Annotated in this window: 18 protein-coding genes; 15 read left to right on the top strand and 3 right to left on the bottom strand. The window is 45.3% G+C overall.

Features of this window, described 5'->3' with window-relative positions:
* The first annotated feature begins 96 nt into the window (after positions 1-96).
* The 3 genes from proQ (at position 97) to Q365_RS0123260 (ending at position 3,769) form a co-directional block, all read left to right on the top strand.
* Complete coding sequence (proQ, locus tag Q365_RS0123270; protein WP_028025616.1) at positions 97-753, top strand: RNA chaperone ProQ; 657 nt, start codon at positions 97-99, stop codon at positions 751-753.
* A 17-nt stretch (positions 754-770) separates the two neighbouring features.
* The gene (gene prc / locus Q365_RS0123265) at positions 771-2,774 is read left to right on the top strand and encodes a carboxy terminal-processing peptidase (RefSeq protein WP_028025615.1); all 2,004 of its coding nucleotides are present in this window, start codon (positions 771-773) and stop codon (positions 2,772-2,774) included.
* A gap of 329 nt (positions 2,775-3,103) precedes the next feature.
* A complete protein-coding gene (locus Q365_RS0123260; protein WP_028025614.1) occupies positions 3,104-3,769 on the top strand; it encodes a hypothetical protein in 666 nt (221 codons plus the stop codon).
* Between the two features lie 136 nt (positions 3,770-3,905).
* Here the strand turns inward: Q365_RS0123260 and pncB are convergent, their stop codons facing one another.
* Positions 3,906-5,072: a nicotinate phosphoribosyltransferase gene (gene pncB / locus Q365_RS0123255; protein ID WP_028025613.1), complete on the bottom strand. Its 1,167-nt coding sequence runs from the start codon at positions 5,070-5,072 to the stop codon at positions 3,906-3,908.
* 309 nt (positions 5,073-5,381) lie between these two features.
* On the opposite strand from pncB, the gene pepN reads away from it, so the two are divergent.
* From pepN to rmf, 10 genes are all read left to right on the top strand, one after another.
* The gene (gene pepN / locus Q365_RS0123250; RefSeq protein WP_028025612.1) at positions 5,382-7,991 is read left to right on the top strand and encodes an aminopeptidase N; all 2,610 of its coding nucleotides are present in this window, start codon (positions 5,382-5,384) and stop codon (positions 7,989-7,991) included.
* Positions 7,992-8,058: 67 nt separating this feature from the next.
* Positions 8,059-8,286 carry a DUF2835 domain-containing protein gene (locus tag Q365_RS0123245; protein ID WP_028025611.1) on the top strand — a complete coding sequence of 76 codons (228 nt, stop codon included), beginning with the start codon at positions 8,059-8,061 and terminating at the stop codon, positions 8,284-8,286.
* A 155-nt stretch (positions 8,287-8,441) separates the two neighbouring features.
* Positions 8,442-13,259: an NAD-glutamate dehydrogenase gene (locus Q365_RS0123240; RefSeq protein ID WP_028025610.1), complete on the top strand. Its 4,818-nt coding sequence runs from the start codon at positions 8,442-8,444 to the stop codon at positions 13,257-13,259.
* Positions 13,260-13,317: 58 nt separating this feature from the next.
* Positions 13,318-14,328 carry a quinone-dependent dihydroorotate dehydrogenase gene (gene pyrD, locus Q365_RS0123235; RefSeq protein ID WP_028025609.1) on the top strand — a complete coding sequence of 337 codons (1,011 nt, stop codon included), beginning with the start codon at positions 13,318-13,320 and terminating at the stop codon, positions 14,326-14,328.
* A 138-nt stretch (positions 14,329-14,466) separates the two neighbouring features.
* A complete protein-coding gene (locus Q365_RS0123230) occupies positions 14,467-15,015 on the top strand; it encodes a cell division protein ZapC (protein ID WP_028025608.1) in 549 nt (182 codons plus the stop codon).
* Between the two features lie 1,031 nt (positions 15,016-16,046).
* Positions 16,047-18,179, top strand: coding sequence for a bifunctional 23S rRNA (guanine(2069)-N(7))-methyltransferase RlmK/23S rRNA (guanine(2445)-N(2))-methyltransferase RlmL (gene rlmKL, locus Q365_RS0123225; RefSeq protein ID WP_028025607.1), 2,133 nt, complete (start codon positions 16,047-16,049; stop codon positions 18,177-18,179).
* Positions 18,179-18,433 carry a glutaredoxin family protein gene (locus Q365_RS0123220; RefSeq protein WP_028025606.1) on the top strand — a complete coding sequence of 85 codons (255 nt, stop codon included), beginning with the start codon at positions 18,179-18,181 and terminating at the stop codon, positions 18,431-18,433. The genes rlmKL and Q365_RS0123220 overlap by 1 nt, the downstream gene beginning before the upstream one ends.
* Positions 18,420-20,339 carry an ATP-binding cassette ATPase Uup gene (gene uup / locus Q365_RS0123215; protein ID WP_028025605.1) on the top strand — a complete coding sequence of 640 codons (1,920 nt, stop codon included), beginning with the start codon at positions 18,420-18,422 and terminating at the stop codon, positions 20,337-20,339. Before Q365_RS0123220 ends, uup begins: the two co-directional genes overlap by 14 nt.
* 2 nt (positions 20,340-20,341) lie before the next feature.
* Entirely contained in the window at positions 20,342-22,192 is a 1,851-nt protein-coding gene (locus Q365_RS0123210; RefSeq protein WP_028025604.1) for a DUF3466 family protein, read from the top strand.
* A 165-nt stretch (positions 22,193-22,357) separates the two neighbouring features.
* Complete coding sequence (rmf, locus tag Q365_RS0123205; RefSeq protein ID WP_028025603.1) at positions 22,358-22,528, top strand: ribosome modulation factor; 171 nt, start codon at positions 22,358-22,360, stop codon at positions 22,526-22,528.
* A gap of 252 nt (positions 22,529-22,780) precedes the next feature.
* Here rmf and fabA read toward each other — a convergent pair whose 3' ends face one another.
* Positions 22,781-23,293: a bifunctional 3-hydroxydecanoyl-ACP dehydratase/trans-2-decenoyl-ACP isomerase gene (fabA, locus tag Q365_RS0123200; RefSeq protein WP_028025602.1), complete on the bottom strand. Its 513-nt coding sequence runs from the start codon at positions 23,291-23,293 to the stop codon at positions 22,781-22,783.
* A gap of 68 nt (positions 23,294-23,361) precedes the next feature.
* A complete protein-coding gene (locus tag Q365_RS0123195; RefSeq protein WP_028025601.1) occupies positions 23,362-25,035 on the bottom strand; it encodes an AAA family ATPase in 1,674 nt (557 codons plus the stop codon).
* Between the two features lie 260 nt (positions 25,036-25,295).
* Between Q365_RS0123195 and matP the strand changes: the two genes are divergently transcribed.
* Both matP and Q365_RS0123185 read left to right on the top strand, forming a co-directional pair.
* The gene (gene matP, locus Q365_RS0123190) at positions 25,296-25,745 is read left to right on the top strand and encodes a macrodomain Ter protein MatP (RefSeq protein ID WP_028025600.1); all 450 of its coding nucleotides are present in this window, start codon (positions 25,296-25,298) and stop codon (positions 25,743-25,745) included.
* Positions 25,746-25,755: 10 nt separating this feature from the next.
* On the top strand, positions 25,756-26,046 hold the full coding sequence (locus Q365_RS0123185; RefSeq protein ID WP_028025599.1) for a DUF3634 family protein: 291 nt from the start codon (positions 25,756-25,758) through the stop codon (positions 26,044-26,046).

Here is a 26,046-nt window from a genome sequence, read left to right as displayed (position 1 = left end):
TTTTTCAGGCACAGGTATCTATAATACGCAGCACTAAATTTGTTAACTCGTACATGATCTCTGTTGTCGCCATTGCGCTAAGAGACAGGAAGAAAAATGGAAAACACTGAAAAATTAGCTAACAGCAAGCAAGTTATCGCCTATATCGCTGAACGTTTCCCGAAGTGCTTTACCCTTGAAGGTGAAGCGCGTCCACTGAAAATAGGCATATTCCAAGACTTGGCTGAACGTCTTGCTGATGATGCTAAAGTCAGTAAAACTCAACTTCGTGCGGCACTTCGCCAATATACCTCTTCCTGGCGTTACCTTTACGGCGTTAAAGCTGGCGCTATTCGTGTTGATCTTGACGGCAACGATTGTGGTGAGCTAGAGCAAGAGCATGTTGACCATGCTCAAACTGCATTGGCAGAAAGCAAAGCTCGCGCTGCAGAACGTCGTAAAGAGCAAGCTGCGAAAAATGGCGATAAAAAAGCCAACGCAAAAGAGAAAAGAGCGCCAAAATCAAATAAATCAACAGCTAACCAAGCAAATTCTCGACCAGCCAAGGCAAAGAATACTAAGCTTGTTAAGAAGCCAGTTGAGCCACGTCGTGAACTCAAGGCTGAAGATATTGTCGTAGGTAAAGACGTTAACGTTAACATGGGCAATGGCAACATGCCTGCTACGATTGTAGAACTCAACAAGGACGAGGTTCGCGTTCGTTTGAGCAATGGTTTAACCATGCTAGTAAAAGCGGAGCACCTCAGTTCGTAAAGGAGATACCTCGACGCATGATAGGTCGATTCCGCTTTTCCGTGATTGCTGCCAGTTTGATGCTGGCAGCATCCACTCATGCCCTAGAGGCCAGTTACGACACTGCTGAGTTACCTACGCTGGTTTCAGAACCTCAGCATAAAGCCGCAAGTATGCGGATAACCAACAGTTTTGAAAAATCGCATTACAAACAGTTCACGCTGGATGACGACTTTTCCTCTCAGGTCTTTGACCGTTATCTCGAAACATTAGACTTCAATCGTTTATTCCTCACGCAAGTAGAGGTAGACGCTCTGTCGAAGTGGCGTACTAACATTGATGAACAACTTCGTTCTGGTGATACGACAGCGGCATACGACATTTTCAATACGTCATTGAAGAAGCGTTTTGAACGCTATCAATACGCGCTTTCTCTGCTCGATAATGAAATTACGTTTGACGCAGATGAAGATATGTTGATTGACCGAAGCGAAGAGCCTTGGGCAAAAAACACCGACGAGCTTAATGAGCTTTGGCGCAAACGCGTAAAAAATGATGCATTGAATCTAAAATTGGCGGGAAAAACGTGGCCTGAAATTCAGGAAACGTTGTCTAAGCGTTATAACAGTGCCATTAAACGTCTGACCCAAACGAAAAGCGAAGATGTGTTTCAAGTTTACTTGAACGCTTTTTCTCGTGAAGTCGATCCTCACACTAGCTACCTTTCACCACGCAACGCTGAACAATTCCAATCAGAGATGAATTTGTCTCTTGAGGGTATCGGTGCTGTGCTGCAAGTCGAAGATGATTTTACGGTCATTCGTTCTCTTGTTGCGGGTGGACCAGCGTCAAAATCTAAAAAGCTTTCTCCGGGCGACCGTATTATCGGTGTGGCTCAAGGAACTGAACAGGTTATTGATGTTATTGGCTGGAGACTGGATGACGTTGTTCAGTTGATCAAAGGACCAAAGGGCAGTGAAGTTCAACTTCAAATACTTCCTGAAGGTGCTAACGCAAAAAGTTACAATGTCACTTTGGTGCGAGACAAAATCCGACTTGAAGATCGTGCAGTGAAATCAGAAGTGATTGATCAGGCGGGTTCTAAAGTAGGCGTGATTTCGGTACCGAGTTTCTATGTGGGTCTTGCTGAAGATACCAAAAAAGAAATTGCGAATCTGAAGAAAGAAAACGTTAGCGGTATTGTCGTTGATCTTCGAAACAACGGTGGTGGTGCGCTGAGTGAAGCGTCTGCATTGACGGGTTTGTTTATTCAAAGCGGTCCAGTTGTACAAGTACGTGATACTTACGGTCGAGTAAAAGTTAACAGCGATAATGACAATGCCATTTACTATGATGGCCCGCTCACTGCGTTGATTAACCGTCATTCTGCGTCGGCGTCTGAAATCTTTGCTGCTGCTCTTCAAGATTATGGCCGTGCTGTCATTTTGGGTGAGCAATCTTTTGGTAAGGGTACGGTTCAGCAACACCGTTCTCTGCAGAAGATTTATGATTTCCCTGATAAGCCGTTGGGTCATGTTCAATACACTATCCAAAAATTCTACCGCATTAACGGCGGCAGTACGCAACACCTTGGTGTAGTGCCAGACATTCCATTCCCAACCGCCATTGATCCTGCTGAAACAGGTGAGAGTGTTGAAGACAATGCACTTCCTTGGGATAGCATTGCCCCAGCAGCTTATAAAACAGTTGGAGATTTCAAAGGCGCATTGTCTAAATTGGACAAAGCACATCAGGCTCGTATTAACGCAGACCCTGAGTTTGCATTTATATTGAGTGACATTGAAGAGTACCAATCACTGAAAGACATCAATACGATTTCTTTGAGTGAAAAAGTGCGAATCAAAGAGCAAGAAGAATCTGATGTAAAACGTCTGACGCGCTTGAATGAACGTCAAACTCAGTTGGGTAAACCTGTCTTCAAAACGTTGGACGATGTTCCAAAAGATTATGAAGAGCCGGATGCTTACCTCGATGAAGCGACGTTAATCACGCTTGATCTTGCGAAGAAGCTGAATAGCTAGTCTATCAACCAGATACCAATATATAGAAGCGGGCGTTTAGCCCGCTTTTTTTATCGTTCCACACAGCACAGCAAAAACCAACACAACCTCAGATACAGACTCGTAAGTAGAGAGTTTTTCTGGCTCTGTGTTTTGTTGCGGATTTTCAACGCATAGCGACAACGTTTTAAGTTCAACACTGTGTCTATGTCTATCAGACAACAAAGTCCTTCTGAACAAGTCTGTTGAAAGTGTTTGGCTTATACATTCTCAAAACTCAGAATAAACCCGCCCCTTATAGTGATATGCGTCTAAAATTATTAATGCGTAATCAAATTAAGGGGAAGCGGATGAGTAAGTGGATAAGCCTAATTATTGTCGTTATCTCTGTGTCGATACCAGTGAAAGCGCAAGACCTCACCCAGTTTGATTTTCCGTTACTGATCGGAGATTGGTATTGGTTCAGTCCTGATCAGCAGCAAGACAACACCGGCGAAGAAACTTCCTACAAAGCCATCAACATTTCATTTGGGTCGGATTATCGTTTCGATGTGAAGCTTCTCAAAAGCGATGGAAATGTGGAGGAAGCTGAAGGCTTTTACGATTTAGATGAAAACACCTTGGTTCTGAACGACGACTTCGGTGATTCACAACATCACGAATATAAACTCAGTCATAACCAGTTAATGTTGAAAGGCGCTAAGTTCACAAAAATTTTGCCACACAATTTATCGGGAGCGTGGTTTAGCGACGAGATTGGCGGCAAGGATGTAGACGAGCGTGTTGATGGACTTGCTCTGATGCTACGTCCAGACTTTTTGTTTTCTGTTCGCGTGTCGGGTAAGCAGGGGCAACAGGTTACACACCGTGGTGTGTACTTCTTAGAAAACGATCATCTGGTTTTGATTTACCGAGGCGGGCAACAAGACTCTCAGTTTGAACTGGATTCCAACACATTGACACTGACCAATACACAATTTGGAATGGAAGCGGTGCTTCGACGTCAATTGGAGTAAAGCTCGCTGAATCCTGCATCTTCAGGTTGTTTAGGTTTAGTTGTTTGGAAATAGTTGTTTGGAATTTAACAAGCGACAGGATAAATAAAAAAGGGCGCTATGGTTAGCGCCCTTTTTGATGAAAGTCGTCAGATAATCAGATATTGAATGCCTTTCTCAGTGCATCAAGATATTCGTTGTCACGACAGATTGATTTGCCGGGTTCATCCGAAATTTTAGCCACGGGTTTTCCGTTGCACGAGACCAGTTTGATAACTATGTTCAACGTTTCAACGTCGGGTAGGTGGCAGGTTAACTGAGTACCGATACCAAACGACGTGTTGATTCGTCCACAAAAATGCTGGTGTATATTTAGAGCCTTATCAATCGTAAGTCCATCAGAAAAAATAAGCGTTTTTTCCATCGGGTTGATGCTTAAGCTCTCGTAATGCGCAATGGCTTTTTCACCCCATGCAATCGGATCGCCGCTGTCATGACGAAGTCCCGAAAACTGATGACTTAAATGAGGAGTGAAATCCTTCAAGAAGGCATCCATGTTAATGCAGTCAGTGAGCGCGATCCCTAGGGTGTTTGGATATTCTTGCAGCCACCGATTCAGGGCCAATTGCTGTGAATCCGCCAAGTCACCGGTCAGTTGCTGGTGAGCTTGGAACCATTCATGCGCTTGCGTTCCTACTGCGGGAATTCCATATTGCATAGCCAACAGCAAGTTTGATGTGCCACCAAAATGAGCAGAGTGGTGCACGAGGTGATCAACGATGGCGTGATGAACGGCTTTGGAAAAGCGACGACGGGTTCCGAAATCAACGAACTGAAATCCCTTGTTGGTGTCAGCCACAGACAGGGAAGCGAGTTTTGACTTCAATAGATTAACGGCGTCTTCTGGCCCAGAATTTGGGTATTTTTCGTGACAACGTAACTCGCAGATTATTGCGAGAAGTGGCACTTCCCAAAGGATGATATCAAGCCATTTCCCTTCGATATGTATTGCCAACTGATTGTCTGAAATCGAAACGGTTACTTGGTCCTTGTTTAATGTAAAGGACGATAAAAATTCTAGATAATCAGATTGATACAAGCCTAGTATAGAAAGGTAATCAAGTTCATCAGAGGTAAAGTGTAAAGCGGATAAGGCTTCAATTTCAGATTCAATTCTCTCTTTTAATGCAGAAAGACTTTCATTGCTGCGGCAATGAAATTCGGCAGAAGCGATCACATCAGGGTAGTGATGATAAATAGCTTGCTGCATATTTAACTTGTAGGCATCCGTGTCTAGCAATGACGAAATAATGGGCGTTTGCATGCCTGAAAAAGTACCTCTGAATTGGGTGTTCGCGTGGTCGCGGCAATTCTCGCCTAGTTGGTCCAGGCAGTTTATATTTAAGGGTGCAAATTTAACGCCAAACGGGGCTATGTAGTCAACCTATTGATAATCAGATCTCGATCTGTTTTTTATTATCAAGCTAGCGCGTTTGGTTATTCAGTGCACAGTGAAGCTATAGCAATAGGCAGTGTTAGTGAGTATCTTAGAAGATTACTCCGAAAATCTAACAGAAGCTTGGCGTATTTAACTGCCGAGCTGATATTCGTTATGCAATAAAAGGAATCTGACATGACGCAACAACCTCAGGCCAAGTACCGTAAAGATTACAAAGCTCCTGACTTTACGATCACGCATATCGACTTGGATTTTGATCTTCAAGCATCATCGACTCGTGTTATCGCGAAAAGCCGAGTCACGCAGTTGGTTACTGGCGCAGATTCTATGTTTTTAGATGGCGATGCGCTGTCACTGCAACGCGTAGAAATCAATGGACAGGCATGGGCGCATTATGAAGAAACGGCTGAAGGTCTGCATCTATCGCAATTGCCAAGTGAGTTTGACTTAGAAATTGAAACCCACATTGATGCCGCGGCTAACACATCGTTAGAAGGTCTTTACCTGTCCGATGGCGCGTACTGCACGCAATGTGAAGCCGAGGGTTTCCGCCGTATTACTTATTACCTCGATAGACCTGATGTTCTCGCTAAGTTCACGACCAAAATCACTGCGGATAAAGCGGCGTTTCCTTTTCTACTCAGTAACGGTAATAAAGTTGATGCTGGCGAATTGGGGGATGGTCGCCACTGGGTTCAGTGGGAAGACCCGTATGCAAAACCGAGTTACTTGTTTGCGCTAGTCGCGGGTGACTTCGATTTGTTGAGCGACAACTTCAAAACCCGAAGCGGTCGAGATGTCGCGCTAGATATTTTTGTAGACAAGGGCAACTTGAATCGCGCTGAACATGCGATGACGTCGTTGAAGAATTCAATGAAGTGGGATGAGGATCGTTTTGATCTTGAATACGATCTTGATATTTACATGATCGTCGCCGTTGATTTCTTCAATATGGGTGCCATGGAGAACAAAGGCTTGAATGTCTTTAACTCCAAGTATGTTTTGGCTAACTCAGATACAGCAACAGATACAGATTACCTGGGTATTGAAGCCGTTATTGGCCATGAGTACTTTCACAACTGGACAGGTAACCGTGTCACGTGTCGTGATTGGTTCCAATTGAGCCTTAAAGAAGGGTTGACGGTTTTCCGTGATCAGGAGTTTTCTTCTGATCTTGGTTCTCGTGCGGTGAATCGTATTAATAATGTTCGTATTGTTCGTGGTCCTCAGTTTGCAGAAGATCGCAGCCCAATGGCTCACCCAATTCGTCCTGAAAAAGTTATTGAAATGAATAACTTCTACACGCTAACTGTGTATGAAAAGGGGAGTGAAGTCATCCGAATGATGCACACCTTACTGGGCGAAGAAAACTTCCAGCGTGGTATGAAACTGTATTTCGAACGTCATGATGGTACCGCAGCGACTTGCGAAGACTTCGTTAAGGCGATGGAAGATGCTTCAGACGCAGATTTGACGCAATTCCGTTTATGGTACAGCCAATCGGGCACTCCCGAGTTAACGGTTACCAGTGATTTTGACGCGACCGCTAAAACACTGTCTCTCACTGTGAAACAACACACTCCAGCCACGGCGGATCAAAAAGAGAAGCAGCCACTGCTTATTCCATTCGATGTTGAATTCTACGCGGCAGATGGACACGTTATAGAGTTACAACGTAACGGTTCAAGTGTGGATAATGTTCTTCGCGTTACAGAAGCAGAACAAACCTTTGTGTTTGATAATGTGGAAGAGCAACCCGTTATCTCAATGCTTAGAGAGTTTTCTGCGCCTGTAACACTTAACTATGAATACTCAGATGAAGAGCTGGCCTTCTTAATGGTGCATGCTCGTAATGAGTTTGCGCGTTGGGATGCAGGGCAGATGCTGTTGGCTAAACACATCAAGACCAATGTTGCTCGTGTTCAAGCCGGCGAAAGCGTCATTTTCCCTGAAGAAGTGGTCGATGCATTCCGCGGTGTATTGTTGAGTGAGGAACTTGATGTAGCGCTTATCGCTGAAGTCATGACACTGCCGAGTGAAAATGAAATCGGTGGTTGGTTCGACGTTGTTGATGTGGATGCGATTCACCAAGTACGTGATGCCATCAAACTGAGTCTTTCAACTGCACTGGCTGATGAACTGAGTGCTATCTACTATTCATTGAATCAGCCTACTTATCGCATCACGCATGAAGCGATTGGCAAACGCAGTCTTCGTAACGTGTGTTTGGGATATTTGGCTCTTACTGAGAACGGCAATGGTTTGGTGTCGGCTCATTTTGAAAACGCAAACAACATGACCGACACTGCATCTGCACTTGCTGCAGCAACTCATGCAGAACTAACAAGTCGCGATGCAGTCATGGCGGCTTTTAGTGACAAATGGCAGCATGATGGTTTGGTTATGGATAAATGGTTCCTGCTTCAAGGATGCAATCCATCGGAAGGGGCATTGGACAATGTGAAAGCGCAAATGTCTCATCCTGCATTCAGCTTGAAGAACCCAAACCGCACGCGTTCTTTGATTGGGGCGTTCTGTAACAACAACCCTGTTCATTTCCACGCAAAAGACGGGGCTGGTTATCAGTTCTTGTCTGACATTTTGATTCAACTAAATGAATCTAACCCTCAAGTGGCGTCAAGACTTATAGATCCTTTGCTGAAATTTAAGCGCTTTGATCGTGATCGTCAGTCATTGATGCGTGCTCAACTCGAACGACTGGCATCGTTAGATAACCTTGCTAAAGATCTCTACGAGAAAATCAATAAAGCACTCGAAGTGTAAAGACTGCACTTGATAAAATCGCAGGAATAAGTAATTTAAAGCCGTCACACAGGAGACGGCTTTTTTTATGAACGCGAATGTCTATTTATTTACTTTGGATATCTCATACCATGTCTTTCTGCAACATTATGCTGGCGCTGCTTCTACCGTTGTCGTGAGAACAGACAAAGGGTTAACACTGCAACTGCCTGCATCGCGACTACGTCCATACCTTACTCAAAGAGGCTTAAAAGGGAACTTTCGTCTCATTATTGATGGCGCCAATCGTTTTAAATCTCTTGAACAAATAGCGTAAACCGTACGGCAATCACATATCCAAAAACTCGAATCCAATTAACGTTATTTGATGTAACGAATTTATTAACTAAGTCGTAAACTACTCCATACGTCGCAAAGACTAATTAACTTCTATACTCATAGCGATTACATAAAAAATATATGGAGTAAACCATGACCGCGCGTGACCCTATTGTGCCGGTGTTGCTTGAAAAAGTTTATCACCTCATTGGTGAAAAACTGGACAAGAAACAACAACCACTCGTAGAAACTTTGGCAAAAAGGATTTTGGGTCCCATCTCAGATGATGATTTACAGGAAAGGAATGAATCCGACCTCTACGGCGCTGTTATCAGCCTGTGGCATCATCTAAATACGTTCGAACAAGATAAGATCTTTGTAAAGGTATTCAACCCTACACTGAGTGGCAATGGCTGGCAGTCAACACATACGATCGTTGAAATTGTTACGCCGGATGCGCCTTTCTTGGTCGATTCAGTTCGCATGGCTTTGAATCGTCTAGATATTGCTTCGCACCTCATGCTCAATGGGCCGTTGCATGTATTAAAAGACAGTGGTGGAAATGTTGTCGAGCTTGCTGGTGAGAAGGGGGTTCGTCAAACCGTCTTCCATCTAGAAATCGACCGCATGACCAGCAAGAAAGAAATGGCCGCACTGGAAGCTGAATTAACAGAAACGCTCAACGATGTAGCGCTTATCGTTAATGATTGGCAACCGATGCAAGCCAAAATGCAGGAATTGATTGCAGCGCTTAAGAAAGATAAGCCGCCTGTCGACAAAGAACGTCAAGATGAAGCGGTTGAGTTTCTCCAATGGATTGGCTCTCACAATTTCACGTTTATGGGTTACAAGTATTATGAGCTGAATGCCATAGAAGGTGACCACGAACTTAAAGCCTCTGATGAACAAGGTTTGGGTTTGGCGAAGAAGCTAGATCTTAAACGACCAGGCATTAAGCTGTCTGCGATGCCAGAGTCGGCACGCGCAACAGCGCTCCGCAAAGAACTGCTGATCATTAATAAAGGCAGCAGCAAGTCTCGCGTTCACCGTCCGGCATATATGGATTACATCGGCCTTAAGAGTTTTGATAAGAAAGGCAATGTGGTCGGTGAACACCGTTTTCACGGTCTTTATGCATCTGCTGCATATAACCAAGCGACCAATGCGATCCCCGTGCTGCGAAATAAAGTGCAGCGGATCCTTGAGATCAGTGGTTACTACCAAGGATCGCATTCGTGGAAAGCCCTCGCTAACATCATAGAAAACTTTCCTCGTGATGAACTGTTCCAAGCGTCTGAAGCAGAAATGCTCGACATTGGTATGGGCATCGTGCAGGTGCAAGATCGCGATATGTTGCGAATATTTGTACGACGTGACCCGTTCGGACGATTCTTTTCGTGCATGGTGTATGTAGCGCGTGAACGCTATAACACTGAGTTCCGTATCGCGGCTCAACGTATTTTGAAGAACTACTTTGGCTCGGAACAGGAAGTTGAATTCAATACGTTCTTCTCTGAAAGCCCGTTAGCCAGAACTCATTACATTGTGCGTGTTGATAACAACAACTTTGATATTGATGTGAAGAAATTGGAGCAGAACCTGACTGAAGCCGCGTCTTCTTGGGATGATCGTCTACAAGAATCTGTCATTGCAAATTTTGGTGAGAATAGCGGTACGCCAATTGCAAAACGTTACCTTGGTGCTTTCCCTCGTTCATACAAAGAAGCCATGTTGCCGGGTTCGGCTGTGGCTGATATCGAGCGATTGGAAAACCTAGGTGAAGACAATAAGCTGGATATGCTGTTCTACCGACCACAGGAAGAACCTGCAACGTCTCGCGCTGTCCGTCTTAAACTGTTCCAAAAAGACGAAGCGATTCACTTGTCTGATGTAATGCCAATGCTAGAAAACCTTGGCTTACGTGTTATCGGTGAATCACCGTACAAGGTAACGACGACGACCGGTGATGTGTTCTGGATCCTCGATTTCTCGATGCTTCATAGTGCAAGCAATGGCTTTGATCTTTCAGAAGCGCGCGATCGTTTCCAAGATGCCTTCGCGTCCATTTGGCACGGAAGGTTGGAAAGCGATGGCTTTAACCGTTTGGTGCTAAATGCAGGATTGACGGGTCGAGAAGTTACCATACTTCGTTCTTATGCCCGCTATATGCGTCAAGTGGCATTCCCATTCAGTCAAACATATATTGAAGACACCTTAGCGTCTCATGCAGATTTGGCTCAATATCTTGTTAACTTGTTTAATACTCGCTTCAAACCGTCAAAGAATAGCGAGAAAGAACAGGCGAAAATAATCAGTCAGATAGAAGAAGAGCTCGAGAATGTAGAGAGCTTGGATGATGATCGTATTATTCGTCGCTACATGGAAATGATCCTCGCGACCTTGCGTACGAACTATTTCCAGAAAGACAAAGTGACGGGTGAGTTTAAAGATTATCTGTCTTTGAAACTGCAACCATCGAACATTCCAGAGATTCCAAAACCGGTTCCTTTCTTTGAAATCTTTGTCTATTCACCAGACATTGAAGGTGTTCACTTACGTGGCGGTAAGGTTGCACGTGGTGGTCTCCGTTGGTCGGATCGTCAAGAAGATTTCCGTACCGAAGTCCTTGGCTTGGTGAAAGCGCAACAGGTGAAAAATACCGTTATCGTTCCCGTTGGTGCCAAGGGCGGTTTTGTCTGTAAGAAGCAACACTCTTTGAGTGGACGTGATGAAATATTCGCAGAAGGTCAGCGTTGCTATCGTATATTTATTCGCGGCTTATTGGATATCACCGATAACATCATTGAGGGCGAGTTAACGCCGCCAGTCAATGTGGTGCGCCACGATGAAGATGACCCGTATTTGGTTGTTGCTGCGGATAAAGGGACGGCGACATTCTCGGATCTTGCTAACTCGGTATCAGAAGAATATAACTTCTGGCTGGGTGATGCGTTTGCGTCCGGTGGCTCTAATGGCTATGACCATAAAGCTATGGGTATCACCGCGAAAGGTGGTTGGGAATCAGTGAAACGCCACTTCCGAGAAATTGGTATTGATTGCCAAGAAACGGACTTTACCTGTGTCGCTATTGGCGATATGGCGGGCGATGTGTTTGGTAATGGCATGTTGCTGTCTAAGCATATTCGCTTACAAGCCGCGTTTAACCATCTCCACATCTTTATTGACCCAACGCCGGATTCAGCAAAATCATGGGTAGAACGCGATCGTTTGTTCAAACTTCCGCGTTCGAGCTGGGAAGACTACAACACCAAACTGATTTCTAAGGGGGGCGGTATTTTCTCGCGTAAAGCGAAATCTATCGATTTGTCACCGGAAATTCAGAAAATGTTAGGCGTGCGTAAGCAATCAATGGCGCCAAACGAGTTGATCAAACAGATCCTGAAATCAAAAACGGATCTGCTTTGGAATGGTGGTATCGGCACCTATGTGAAATCTGAGTCTGAAACACATACCGAAGTGGGTGACCGCGCCAATGATGGTCTTCGCCTTAACGGTAATGAGCTAGGTGCGAAAATCATCGGTGAAGGCGGTAACTTGGGCATGACCCAACTAGGCCGTATCGAATTCGCGATGAATGGCGGTCTGGTGAATACTGACTTCATTGATAACGTAGGTGGCGTTGATTGCTCGGATAACGAAGTGAACATCAAGATCTTGCTCAATGGTTTAGTTGCAGCAGGGGATCTTACCTACAAACAACGTAATGAATTACTCGAACGTATGGAAGATGAAGTCGGCGATATCGTGTTGGACGATGCGTATTGTCAGAGCGAATCCATTTCTGTTACCAGTAATCAAAAAGCGGCATTGTTGAAAGAGCAAATTCGCTTTATCCATTACTTGGAAAAAGACGGCAAGCTTGATCGACAATTAGAGTATTTACCTGACGATGAAACGTTGGCAGAGCGTCAACTGCATGGTACAGGTTTAACTCGCCCCGAAGTAGCGGTGCTGGTGGCCTACGGTAAAATGGTGCTTAAAGAGCAGCTGGTGGTTGAGCAAATCACCCAAGACCCGCACTTCGGCAAAATGTTACCCGCTTACTTCCCGAAAGAGTTACAGCGTAACTATCGAGAAGCAATGGAAACGCACCCGCTACGTGGTGAAATCATTGCTACAACGTTGGCAAACCAAATGTCTAACGTGATGGGCTTTAACTTCGTCACTCGTATGCAAGATGAAACGGGCGCGAGTGTCGGTGACATTGCTTCGGCTTATGCAATTGCCAATGAAGTCTTCGAGTTCGACAAGACCTTTGAAGATATTCGTGCGCTCGATAACCAATTGCCTGCGCAGATTCAATACGCTGTGATGTACCGCTGTCGTCGCATGCTTCGTCGAGCATCGCGTTGGATCCTTCGTAATCCAATGAAAGGCAAGGGCATTGAGGATCAAGTCGCGTTCTATAAACCTGCAGTTAAGAACTTAACTGAGAACTTAGAAACCTATTTGGTTCCGGCTGAAATCAAAGAGCACGAAGAGCAAGCTGAAGAGTACATCGTTCTTGGGGTGCCGAAGGCTATCGCCGACAAAGTTGCCCGTTTGAGTAGCTTGTTTGCTGGTCTCGATCTGGCGCAAGTCTCCGAGCAGATGAATAAGCCATTCGATGTGGTTGCGCGTTTGTACTTTGTATTGGGCGATACCTTGTCACTGCACTGGTTCCTCAAACAAATTACCAATCAGCCGGTGGAAAACCATTGGCAAGCATTGGCCCGTGCCTCGTTCCGAGAAGATCTCGATTGGCAACAACGTGTTTTGACCGCGCATATCCTAGAAGATATGAAAAAAGGTGAGAGCGCTGAGTTGGGTCTTGAGTCTTGGATGGTTGAGCATGCAGTCAGTTTGGGACGTTGGGAAAGCATCGTTGCCGAGTTTAAAGTAGGCTCAGCCCACGAATTTGCTAAATTCTCCGTTGCATTGCGGGAACTTACACTTTTAAATTTGAATTAGATCGACAAAGTGTTGATAATACAGCCCCGTTTATACGGGGCTTTTTTTTGGAGGTTACATGATGTACCGCCTCGCCAGATCGGCAATTTTTCAGTTAGACCCAGAGCATGCTCATGAGCTGGCAATCAAGAATTTATCTCGCTTCACTGGTACTCCTCTCGATATTTTTTATCGTCAAAATTTACCTCCTCGTCCCGTTCAGGTCATGGGATTGCATTTCAAAAACCCAGTTGGACTCGCAGCAGGTTTAGATAAGAACGGCGAATGTATTGATGCATTTGGCGCGATGGGTTTCGGCTCTATCGAAGTAGGGACGGTAACGCCTAAAGCGCAAGATGGTAATGACAAGCCACGTCTTTTCCGCGTGATTCCTGCCGAAGGTATCATTAACCGTATGGGTTTCAATAACCATGGTGTTGATGCGCTGGTTGAAAATGTTAAGAAAGCCAAATACGACGGTATCATTGGTATTAACATTGGCAAGAACAAAGATACGCCATTAGAAAACGGTAAAGACGATTATCTGATCTGTATGGATAAGGTCTACGACCACGCAGGTTATATCGCGGTGAATATTTCCTCACCGAATACACCAGGGTTACGTTCGCTGCAATATGGCGATGCACTTGATGATCTTCTTGCTGCATTGAAAGTTCGCCAAGGGGAGTTGGCCACCAGTCGTGGTAAGTATGTCCCGGTTGCACTCAAGATTGCACCTGATATGAGCGAAGACGAATTGGTACAAGTTGCCGACGCGTTGGTTCGCCATAATATTGATGGCGTGATTGCCACCAACACCACATTAGATCGCACCATGGTTGAGGGAATGCCTCACGCACATGAAGCGGGTGGGTTGAGCGGTCGTCCTGTTCAAAATAAGAGCACCGAAGTGATCCGCCGTTTACATCAAGAACTCAATGGTAAATTGCCAATCATTGGTGTGGGTGGCGTTGATTCCGTGATGGCTGCTAAAGAGAAAATGATGGCAGGTGCCGAGCTTGTTCAAGTTTACTCTGGTTTTATCTACCACGGTCCACGTTTGGTTAAAGACATCGTTAGAAATATTTAATCAAAATAATTAAGAATTGGACGAAAAGGGGGAGATTACTTCCCCTTTTTTTTTATCTCAACCCGATTACACTTCCTCCAAAGCACCTTTTTTTCAGTGGTCACGGACCGATTCTCTGCAAGCGCAGGAGCGAATACGATGTTGAAACCAAATAACGCATGGAAATGGTACTTCGATAATGAAGCACAAGCATTGATGCTAGATTTGGGCGAAGACATGGTTTTCCAAGTGGCCATCGAATGCAAACAGCTCATCCCCGATGCGTTTGCTGAAACCCCATTTTCAGTTGATGACGCATCACTTTTCCAAGCGTATTTTGATGCAGTAGATGCGCTTTCTCTATCTGGCCCTCGCAAGGCCGAACTCGTTTTGAACGCAGTGGCAGCAAATCGCTTCCATAAACCGCTCCTACCAAAAAGCTGGTTTTTCCAGGAACAAGAAGGGTACTCAGCCGCAGAAGCTGGCTCGCTTGTGACATTGAAAACCGAGCACGGCAGTGAATCTTTTTTGGTGATTGAAAATGCAGGTATCGCTTCATTGTGTATGCATGCAGGTGAGACACCATTGGCGCTGACCGACACAAAACAAATGCGGTTCTGTGAAGCTATAAAAGTAATGAATGATCGGCTATCAATATACCAACAGCAATACGATAGCGGCAGTGGTCATTATGCGTTGGTAGGCTGATAGAGATTTCTCTATCAGCCTCTTTTCTTTTCCTACCAATCCTCGCGTCTTTTCGCCCAGCACTCCCTTGTCGATGCAACCCATTAATCCACAGATATATTCGGGCATCTTTAGGCTACTTGGGTATACACCTCTCCAAATGACGTGCGGCTTGTGTCGATAACAAACGTCGATAACAAACATAACCCTGTATCACTTTGCACATGACAGCGACGCTGATTGGACGCTAGATAAACTCTCTCTATAGCAAAATGCAATAGGGCTTACCGTCGAACAATCAGGCCAAAATCCCCTCATTCGCAACCCTATAGTTTGACGCAAAGGCCAAGTCACACATCAAATGCCCCATCAATTTTGCTTACGCTACCTCTATCCAAAAGTAACGACCCGCGAGGTTAACGTGTCTCATATATATGCAAATGTGAGAATCCCCACCCCAAATGACGACTTTCCACTCAAAATATCACGTGATCTCTGTCACGTAATCGTTATCAATACGCAGGAAATTTCTGGCCGAGTTGCATATTAAATAGTCAAAAACCGAATAGAAATGGAAACAAACAGACTAGGACTTCCTCATTTACAAGCGGATTTACACCAAATAACACGGCTGGTATATACCAGATTATAGTATGTAAATTGGCTTCCCGATGGGAAACAATGACGGTAATTTGATGTAATGACACCGGTAAGTGGTCTTTATATTTAAAGGGTATGTGGATAAGTGTGTGCTTACTAATTGTTCAAAATTTGTTGGGATAGAGTGGTGAAATCGCACAGTTAGCTGTCCACTTCTTTCACTGCGGGGCTTACGTGCCAGTGTTTCCTTGTGGAAACAGTTTTTATGGGCAGGGTTTAGTGTGTATAACCAGAAATACGGTATTGGATGTGTTAAAGCACGCTTTATCCTGAAGACGCTTTTTGTCCCTGTAAAAGCGCCAAATCAGTAAGAAAAGAAATGCCTGCCGGATAGAGCGCTACGTCACGAAATCAGGTATAATCCCGCGCAAAATCCCTCAGAATACATTTCCATGAATCAATATTTAGCTATCACCTCTCGCGGACTCGAAAACCTGCTTGCAGAAGAACTCGAACAATTTGGCGCAAGCAGCGTTAAAGCGGTTAATGCGGGCGTACGCTTCAAAGCGGATGAGAAGACCCTCTACAAGTGCTGTCTATGGAGCCGCACTGCATCACGCTTCATTCTCGTGCTAAGCGAGTTCATTGTACGTGATGACATGGACCTGTATCTGGGTGCTACTGCCATTAACTGGCCAGAATACTTTAGTGAGAAGAAGCGCATTGCTGTCGACTTCAACGGTACAAACCGTGAAATCCGTAACAGCCAATATGGCGCGTTGAAAGTGAAAGACGCCATTGTCGATCGCTTCATCAAAGCAGACCGCGAGCGTCCAAGTATCGACCGTGAGCAACCTGATCTGCGTATCCACATGCGCTTATCTCGAGAAGACGGCTTGCTTGGTATCGACATGGTCGGTAGCGGCTTGCATCAGCGTGGTTACCGCACTGAAGCAGGTGCAGCACCACTGCGCGAAACCAATGCTGCAGCGCTTGTGATGAAAAGTGGCTGGACGCCAGAGAAACCGCTACTAGACCCAATGTGTGGTTCAGGAACTCTGCTGATTGAAGCCGCTATGATTGCTGCTCAAGTTGCACCAGGCCTAAAGCGCAAGCGTTGGGGCTTTGAATCACTGAAATCATTCAATCGTGAAGAGTGGATGGAAGTGCACGCAGAAGTGACCTTCCTATCAAAGAAAGGCCCAGCGAAATGTGAAACACGCTTCTTTGGCTTTGATAATGACCGTCGCGTGCTTGAAACGGCAAAAGCGAACGCAAACCGCGCGGGTGTTGGTAGTCTTATCCAATTTGAAGAAGCTGATGCGAGTACTTTGCAAAACCCTGAAGGGTTCGGTGAAGGGCATATCATCTGTAACCCACCATACGGTGAGCGCTTGGGGACAACTCCGGGGCTGATTGCTTTGTATCAACAATTGGGTGTACAGCTTAAAACGCAATTTAAAGGATCTGTGGCATCTATCTATTCAGGTTCTAACGAGTTACTTAGCTGCATTCGTATGCGTGCTGAGAGCACCTACAAGCTGCGTAACGGCGCACTTGATTGTGAAATGAAAACCTATCAAATCACGGCACGTGGTGAGGTGACAGTGTCACCAGAAGGCGTTGTTAACCAGCCAGACGTTGCGCCTGAGTTTTCAAACCGTCTTCGCAAGAATCTTAAAAAGTTGGAAAAGTGGGCGAAACAGCAGGGTGTTCAATGCTACCGCCTATATGATTCCGATTTGCCTGACTATAACGTGGCTATCGATCGCTACAACGACAGCATTGTGATTCAGGAATATGCGCCACCTAAAACCATTCCAGAAGAAACGGCTCGTCGCCGTTTGATGGATACGGTTCGCGCAACGATCGCTGTAACGGGTGTGAATGCGAATAACGTGATTTTGAAAACACGTGAAAAGCAAAAAGGCACGAACCAGTATCAGAAACTGGGAGAAGCTAAGCGCTTCATCGAAGTGACTGAATACAACGTCACGCTGGAAGTGAACCTTCAAGACTACCTTGATACCGGTTTGTTCCTCGATCACCGCTATACGCGCAAGATGCTTGGCGAGAAAGCACAAGGTAGAGACTTCCTTAACTTGTTTGCTTACACAGGTACAGCGACTGTTCATGCTGCAGTGGGTGGGGCTAAATCAACCACGACTGTCGATATGTCGAAGACATACCTTGCTTGGGCTGAACGTAACATGAAGTTGAATGGCAAAGTGGGCCGTCAACATCACTACATTCATGCGGATTGCCTGAAATGGCTGGAGAGCGAGCAAAACCAATATGATCTTATCTTCATCGATCCGCCGACGTTCTCGAACTCTAAGCGAATGGAAGATAACTTCGATGTACAGCGTGACCACATCAAACTGATGTCTGACCTTAAGCGTCTATTACGTCAGGGCGGCGAGATCGTGTTCTCGAACAATAAACGTAACTTTAAGATGGACCTTGAAGCACTTAGCGAACTTGGTCTGTCTGCGCAGAATATTACGCATCGTTCAATTCCGTTGGATTTTGAACGTAACAAGCAGATCCATAACTGCTGGATTATTACACACAAGGAAGGTTAATGGCCTTAGTCCTCTATAGCACGGAAGGGTGTCACCTTTGTGAAGAGGCAATGGCTTTGTATCAAGCAGCGGGTAAAACCGCTGCTTTGAACGTTATAGACATTGCGTTTGATGACACGCTGTTTTCTCGTTACGGCGTCACTATTCCTGTTATCTCATTTCAAACCAAAGACGGTTCAGTCATTGAAGAACTGAACTGGCCTTTTGATTCTTTCGCTTTAACAACATGGTTAGTTAAACATGGCATTGATTAACATCACCAACGCTCAGCTCGCTTATGGCGACAATCCTTTACTCGATCACGCAGAATTCGTATTGCAGCCTAATGAGCGCGTGTGTCTCGTCGGTCGAAATGGCGCCGGTAAATCGACTTTAATGAAAGTCATTCACGGTACGGTGCAACTTGATGACGGCAGTATTAATCGTCAACAAGATTTGAAAGTTTCTCGTTTAGAGCAAGATCCTCCGCGCGACGCGGAGGGAACGGTCGTCGACTACGTTTCTGAAGGTTTGGCAGAAGCCGGGGCGCTACTGAAGCAGTACCACGAATTGCTCGGTCTGATGGAAACGGACCCTAGTGAGAAGAACATCAACCGATTAGCGAGAGTGCAGGATCAACTTGATCATAGCGGCGCTTGGCATTTCGAAAACCAACTAACCATGGTACTAGATGCCCTAAAGCTGGATGGTTCGAAGAAACTCTCTGAATTGTCAGGTGGTTGGCAGCGTAAAGCTGCACTAGCACGTGCGCTCGTGTGTGAACCTGATGTTCTGCTTCTGGATGAACCGACTAACCACCTAGACGTTGCAACTATCTTGTGGCTAGAGAACTTCCTCAAAGACTTTAAAGGCTCGATTATCTTTATCTCGCACGACCGTGCGTTCATTCGTTCTATGGCAACGCGCATCGTTGACTTGGACCGTGGTCAGTTATCTTCATGGCCTGGCGATTACGAAAAGTATCTCGAAGGTAAAGAAGAAGCTCTTCGCGTAGAGGCTGATCAGAACGCCGAGTTTGATAAGAAACTTGCCCAAGAAGAAACGTGGATTAGACAGGGGATTAAAGCCCGTCGTACGCGTAACGAAGGCCGTGTGCGTGCCCTTAAACAGCTTCGCCGTGAACGTTCAGAGCGCGTTGAAGTGTTGGGTAATGCCAATATCATGGTTGATGAAGCAGTTAAGTCCGGCAAAATTGTATTTGAAGCGAAAGACATCAGCTTTAAGTTCGATGGTAAGAACTTAATTGAAGACTTTAGCTTTAATGTGATGCGTGGTGATCGTATTGCGCTGATTGGTCCTAATGGTTGTGGCAAAAGTACCTTGCTGAAACTGATGTTGGGTAATCTGACTTCCGAAACTGGCAAGTTCCATGTCGGCACTAAGCTCGAAGTGGCTTATTTTGACCAATACCGTGAGAAACTCGACCCAGAGAAAACCGTGGTCGATAACTTAGCGGAAGGCAAGATGGAAGTTGAAGTAGGTGGACGTAAGCGTCACGTACTGGGTTACCTTCAAGACTTCCTATTCCACCCACGTCGTGCGCGTACGCCAGTAAAAGCGCTATCGGGCGGAGAGAAAAACCGTCTTCTGCTTGCGCGAATATTCCTTAAACCATGTAACTTATTGGTTCTCGATGAACCAACCAACGATTTGGATATCGAAACGTTGGAACTTTTGGAAGAATTGCTTGCCAACTATCAGGGTACATTGTTGTTGGTGAGTCACGATCGTCAGTTTGTTGATAACACCGTAACGCATAGCTGGGTGTTTGAAGGTGAGGGTGTCATTCACAAGTTTGTGGGTGGTTATCATGATGCGATGCAGCAACGTGAAAACTATCGTCAAACGATTGGTGCCGATAAACCTCAAACCAAGAAAGAGATTTCAAAAGAAGAAGCGCCTAAAAAACAAGCTGAAAGCGTTAAAGTCGCCAAAAAACTGTCTTACAAGTTGCAAAGAGAGTTAGAAGCACTTCCACAACTTCTTGAAAACTTGGAAAATGAAATATCGCAGTTACAGGAATCGGTGAACGATCCTGCGTTCTTCCAGAAAAGCCCCGAGGAGACTCAACCAATCTTGCAACGACTGAGTGAGGTTGAAGCTGAATTGGATACGGCATTTGAGCGTTGGGAAGAACTCGAAGAGATGCAGAAGGAATAGTAATGCAGTTCAACAAATTCAAACTTTCAGCTGTCGCACTTGCGATGGCTGGTTTACCACTTACAGCAAACGCAGCGCTGTATTCTGTCGAGCGTGTAGACAATGCGTCGGCAAGTCAAACCGCTGCGGCAACAGCCATTTCTCCTGATGGTAATACAATTGCTGTTGAAGTGTTGAAAGGCCCTGTGGGGCTCAACTATTCAGAAGAACTACCTTACATGGTAGATGTAGAGCATTTTATCAATAGTCGTGATGACTTAGATCTCTATTGTGACAGATACCTTGGCTACAGCACATGCAATACATGGTCTGCTGAAAAATGGTATGGATTGAAAGATCTAGGTGAGGTTTGCGACAGCACAGATTTTGACGCTGGTGTATGTGTTGGCGGTTTAAAAGAAGAAATTGAGGCTTGGTCCGATGGTTTCTCGAGTAACAGTATGGCAACTGTTGGAAGCCCGGTAAATCCATTTGGCGATGGTGTTTCTGGTGCTGCTCCTTCAGGAATGCCTAATGCAGATTCCACAAATGTTGTTGTTAACTCGTTAACTGATGCAGGCTCCCCTGTAGGTGCATCTAGCAGCCCATACTATGATGCAGGTTTATACAATGCCCGTGCATTTGTTCGCCGTGGTTTTGTCAATGACGCTGAACTACTACCTCCAGCTTCAGCGACGGGTGTTATCCCAACGATTGGTCAAACTAATGCGAATGGTTTAATTGAGGCTGCAGGCGTCACCATCACTTATGGTTCAGCGTCAGTTGCCAATATGGCTGATCTAGGTGAATCAGAAAAAGTTCCTGAAGGTGCAACGGCAACCCTTTCTAGTTTGCTCAGCTGCCAAAATACGGTTGACTACGCAGATAGAGCTTGTCAGTACGTTCAATTTGCCAATCAAGCTGCAGTATGGCTAACCACGGCCGAACCAACAACCGCAATTAACGCAGTAACGGTTGTTAGTGACTTCCCAAGTGGTACTTCGGGTCATGATGATGACACGGCTCAAGCAAGTGTCCTTAGCGCAGCTTTACTAGGGGGTGACACTAATAAGCCATATTTGGTGGGTTATTCTACTTATGACGACAATCGCTTCTATGCGAGAGCGGTTCAGTTCATACCTGTACCTGAGTTTTCAAACTGTATTAGTGATTTGAAAAATGGTGTTTCGGTAGAAAAGTGCTGGGAGATAGAACCTATTAAAGGGTTTGAAGACCAACGTGAGCGTTTCAGCTATAGCATGGCTACTGGCACCAACAGTGCTGGTGTGATTGTTGGTGTGGCGAAGTATATAAATTCAAATAGTGGTTCATTTTCAGAGAACATCTTCATAAGCCAAGATGGAGAAACAACCTTACTTGGTACTATGCAGAGTTCATTGTTCTTCAGTGGCTATAACGCGACAGCCGCAGCATTAAACACCGATAGTGAATTGGTGGGTAAAGTCGACATCGAGAGTTCACGAGATAGAGAGCGTCGCCAGCGTGGTTATATTTATGCGCATGGCACAGCAAGTGCAGATTTTGACGGAAAACGTGGTTGGCTACTTGATGATCTGACCAATGGATCTGGTGGTGCCAATGACTTCCGTATCGCTGAAGCGTTTGATATTGCAGACAATGGCAACATAGCAGCGTCAGCGTTCTATTGTGCTGGTGGCTATAGTTCAACGGCACAAAATGCACTTTGTGACAGCGAAGAAGAGCTGGTGGCTGTGAAATTGACACGTTTGCCTGGTGGCGATATTACTCCTCGTCCAGTTGAAGAAAACGTTATCACCCGTAGCGGCGGTAGTATCGGTGTGCTAGGCCTTGTTCTTCTTGGCTTAGGCGGCGTTTTCAGAAAAAGAAAGTAATGTTTGTTTTTGGCTCATCCTCACAAATTTTTGTTGGATGAGCTAGTTCATACTTGATTATTTATTGACCATGCCTGACTCTTAAATGGTGCGATTCACAAATGAGTAACGTTAGTGAAGCCGTACCGTAAAGAATCGTTTATCGAAGGATAAGAGGGCGGAAATATGAAAAGACAGAAGCGAGATCGTTTAGAGCGAGCACAAGCGAAAGGCTACCAAGCTGGTGTAAGCGGTCGATCCTCTGAGACATGTCCTTATCAAGCCACGGACGCACGCAGCCAATGGCTAGGAGGTTGGCGTGATGGCAGAGATACAAAAGCGTCGTCGATGAAATAATACTTTTCTTTTAATGCACATTTGACAGCCCCGTTATCGGGGCTTTTATTTAAACCCTTAACGCACTATAACTAATTAAATTGAATGGCATTGTGAAAAAAGTATCATGGGTATACCTAACCATGTAGAGGGAGTCCCTGTTTCGAGGGCTATAAGACACCGTGTGAGATGAACGGTAGCAAAATGAAAGGGAGGTTGGATGATACAAAAAAACCGCCACGAGGGCGGTTTAAGACGATTATGGCAAGGAGATTAGAAAGAAGAGGTGTCTTTGAATAGACCTACTTTCAAATCTTTTGCGACATAGATTTCTTTACCATCTACGAGTACGCGACCATCTGCAACGCCCATCACCAATTTACGGTTGATAACACGCTTCATTTGAATTTCGTAAGTCACTTTTTTAGCTGTCGGCAGAATTTGACCAGTGAACTTCACTTCACCTACACCTAGTGCACGGCCTTTACCTTCGCCATCCATCCAACCAAGGAAGAAGCCTACGAGTTGCCACATAGCATCAAGACCTAAACAACCTGGCATCACTGGGTCACCAGGGAAGTGGCAATCGAAGAACCAAAGGTTTGGTGTAATGTCCAATTCCGCAACGATGAAGCCTTTGCCAAAATCACCACCTTCGTCGGTGATGTTTGAGATGCGATCCATCATCAGCATGTTTGGTGCTGGAAGTTGAGGACGTCCAGGGCCAAAAAGTTCACCTTGGCTAGAGGCAATCAGGTCATTACGGTCATAAGAGTTCGGTTTCATTGGCGTTACATAGCTCCTAAATAAGTTAAAGGCACTTTAGCGTACACGTGTACGCTAGACAACTCTGATCAGTGTTTGGTGAATAAGTTTTTTAACCTATTAATTAGTGATATGTGACGATGCTCACCATGATGGAACATATCGATTCTTAACGCGATTTTATCCAACAAGGTTTCCGTTTCTTCATCGCCTTCTTCGCCGCTAAATGGCATGCCGGTGATAAGAGGGAAAGCTTCTTCGACATTTTCGACTGCCCAAATATGGAACTTGCCATCACGGATTGCTTCGGTAACGTCTTTGCTGAGGCACAGAGCGTTAAGGTTTGTCATCGGTAAGATAACGCCTTGCTCGCCAGATAAGCCACGGTGCTCACAGATGTGGTAGAAGCCTTCAATCTTCTCATTGATCCCGCCAACCGCTTGTACGCGACCAAATTGGTCAACAGCACCGGTGATCGCAATACTTTGATTGATAGGTTGCTGAGCAAGGGCACTGACAAAAGCACACAATTCGGCGAGTGATGCGCTGTCGCCGTCGACTTCGCAATAAGATTGCTCAAATACAATCGACGCCGAATAAGGCAAAGGCTCGTCTAAATCCAAAGCGGCGCTAACAAAGGCTTGCATGATCATCATGCCTTTCGCGTGAATATTACCGCCCAATTCTGCTTTGCGCTCAACATCGGCAATGTCGCCATCGCCAAAGTGAACCACACATGAAATGCGGGCAGGTTCACCATAAGCCATTGGATGGCCTGGCATTTCAATCACGGTTAAACCGTTGACCTGACCGATGTGTTCGCCTTCAGTATCAATAAAGACCTGACCTTTATGGATGTCATCAACAGCGCGAAGGGGCAGATAGGATTCGCGGAAGTATTTGGCAGAGATAGCCGCATCGAGATCGGATTCAGAAATCACATCTTCGTTCGATTGGTAATCCGCTTCTCTCAAAATGGTTTGAATCCACAATGGGCAAAGAGGCAGACGATCCTGATCTTCCGCAAAACGCGCACCGGCTTGCATGAAGCGCTTTACTGCGCCATTGGTTAGCGGTTTCACATCGAATTGCTGCTGAAAGCCTTTAACCACGGACAAGTAATCATCAATGTTGTCGGCATTAACGTGGAAATCTTGCTCGTATTCGCAATAGCTGCTGATTCCGTGCAATTCAGGCTCACCAGATTCAAAATCAGCCATCAGGCTTCGGTCACCAATCACGATCACACTCACTGAAACGTCTTCAGGGGCGGGCAGATCGCAGTAGGTGTCAGCTTTCGCACAGTGCCAATGAAGCGTATTCGTCGAGATAACGCTCTTAAGGCGATTCCAAATATTAGGTTGGCTAATGATACCTGTTAGCGAGATAACCAGCACACCGCCGTTGGCTTGATGAAGAAGACCTCGTACAGTATGTGACGTTGTCACATCTTGCTGGTTAGGATAAACTGCGCCAAACAGTTGAGTTTCATTAAAATTCTCTGCCAAAACAACGGGCATATCAGGGCGAGGTAGGTGGTCAACAACCATTTTCTCTACCAAGGTAAAGTAGTCGTGAACATCAGGCGCAGTGACGAGCAAAAGGCGAGGGAAACGCGACTCGTGAACAGTTCGTTGAATGCTGTCTTTCAGTCGAGGTTGTAGGGCGCTGGGCGCAATGGCGTCTAGCGAAGCATAGTTTTCTATGTGCTGCTCTACGTGAGAGAACTGAGGAACAACGGACTGCCAGGTAACTTCTTGCATACGTCTGGGTTTCTACCTTTGGGGGTTTGCGATGGAGGCATTATAGATGAATAACACTCGGCAAAGTAGCGAAGATAAGCGCTTGTCATGATTCGAGAAACTAAATCGAAGTTTAGGGTAGTCCTTCGCTGACTTTGTGAGCTAGCCGACGAAAATATCAATAAGATAACCGACGCAGTATTTGATTAAAAAGTAATCTACTGTTACGCTGTCACTGTATTTCACATAATTTTCGCTCTCAACAATAAATAATTAAAAATATGAAATATCAACAACTTGAAAATCTAGAAGCTGGATGGAAATGGAGCTATCTGGTCAAGAAGCATAAAGAAGGCTTCAATGTGTCCCGTTATGTGGATACCAGCGAAGTCGACGCAGCAGTTAAATCGCTTCTTGCACTCGAACATGAGCCAACCAAAGTCATTGAATGGATTGGTGAGCATATGTCTCCAGAGCTTGATATCAAGCTCAAGCAAGCTATCCGCGCGAAGCGAAAGCGCCATTTCAATGCAGAACAAGAACATACCCGTAAAAAGTCTATCGACTTGGATTTCCGCGTGTGGGAAAAGCTGTCAATCAAGGCGCAAGAACTTGATGCCACATTATCAGATACCATTGAGTATTTGATCGGAGAGGCAAACCGGTCACAAAACGCAAACAAGAAAGTGGATGCGTTGAAGAAAGATTTAAGCAGTTTGTTAGATATGTAAGGTGACATCCATGGAGTACTTTCTGGCGGGTAGTTTTATCGCGTTGTTTGTGTTTATCGCCATTGACCGCCCAATCATTCTCATTTCGTTCAAAAACGGCACCTTAGTTAAAACCAAAGGTAAAATCCCTCAGGGTTTCTTGCATGATTGTACTGAAATCAACAAGCGAACCCCGATTGATGGCACGGTGAAGGTTTACCGTAATCGCTTCAAGCCTGCCAAGTTGGTTTTCTCAAAGGGTATTGATTCCAAAGTGCAGCAGCGCATTCGCAACATTTTTCCTCACAAGTCTTTCAAGTGA

Origin of the sequence: Enterovibrio calviensis DSM 14347 (assembly GCF_000621165.1) — a bacterium.
Lineage (GTDB): Bacteria > Pseudomonadota > Gammaproteobacteria > Enterobacterales > Vibrionaceae > Enterovibrio > Enterovibrio calviensis.
Note: the sequence above shows the minus strand (reverse complement) of the source record. Positions and strands in the feature narration are given on the sequence as shown.

Coding starts and splice junctions, on each gene's coding strand:
- rlmKL (WP_028025607.1), top strand. CDS start 16,047: ATGAATCAATATTTAGCTATCACCTCTCGCGGACTCGAAAACCTGCTT.
- Q365_RS0123210 (WP_028025604.1), top strand. CDS start 20,342: ATGCAGTTCAACAAATTCAAACTTTCAGCTGTCGCACTTGCGATGGCT.
- Q365_RS0123220 (WP_028025606.1), top strand. CDS start 18,179: ATGGCCTTAGTCCTCTATAGCACGGAAGGGTGTCACCTTTGTGAAGAG.
- pepN (WP_028025612.1), top strand. CDS start 5,382: ATGACGCAACAACCTCAGGCCAAGTACCGTAAAGATTACAAAGCTCCT.
- Q365_RS0123245 (WP_028025611.1), top strand. CDS start 8,059: ATGAACGCGAATGTCTATTTATTTACTTTGGATATCTCATACCATGTC.
- pyrD (WP_028025609.1), top strand. CDS start 13,318: ATGATGTACCGCCTCGCCAGATCGGCAATTTTTCAGTTAGACCCAGAG.
- matP (WP_028025600.1), top strand. CDS start 25,296: ATGAAATATCAACAACTTGAAAATCTAGAAGCTGGATGGAAATGGAGC.
- fabA (WP_028025602.1), bottom strand. CDS start 23,293: ATGAAACCGAACTCTTATGACCGTAATGACCTGATTGCCTCTAGCCAA.
- Q365_RS0123195 (WP_028025601.1), bottom strand. CDS start 25,035: ATGCAAGAAGTTACCTGGCAGTCCGTTGTTCCTCAGTTCTCTCACGTA.
- Q365_RS0123260 (WP_028025614.1), top strand. CDS start 3,104: ATGAGTAAGTGGATAAGCCTAATTATTGTCGTTATCTCTGTGTCGATA.
- prc (WP_028025615.1), top strand. CDS start 771: ATGATAGGTCGATTCCGCTTTTCCGTGATTGCTGCCAGTTTGATGCTG.
- rmf (WP_028025603.1), top strand. CDS start 22,358: ATGAAAAGACAGAAGCGAGATCGTTTAGAGCGAGCACAAGCGAAAGGC.
- Q365_RS0123185 (WP_028025599.1), top strand. CDS start 25,756: ATGGAGTACTTTCTGGCGGGTAGTTTTATCGCGTTGTTTGTGTTTATC.
- Q365_RS0123230 (WP_028025608.1), top strand. CDS start 14,467: ATGTTGAAACCAAATAACGCATGGAAATGGTACTTCGATAATGAAGCA.
- uup (WP_028025605.1), top strand. CDS start 18,420: ATGGCATTGATTAACATCACCAACGCTCAGCTCGCTTATGGCGACAAT.
- Q365_RS0123240 (WP_028025610.1), top strand. CDS start 8,442: ATGACCGCGCGTGACCCTATTGTGCCGGTGTTGCTTGAAAAAGTTTAT.
- proQ (WP_028025616.1), top strand. CDS start 97: ATGGAAAACACTGAAAAATTAGCTAACAGCAAGCAAGTTATCGCCTAT.
- pncB (WP_028025613.1), bottom strand. CDS start 5,072: ATGCAAACGCCCATTATTTCGTCATTGCTAGACACGGATGCCTACAAG.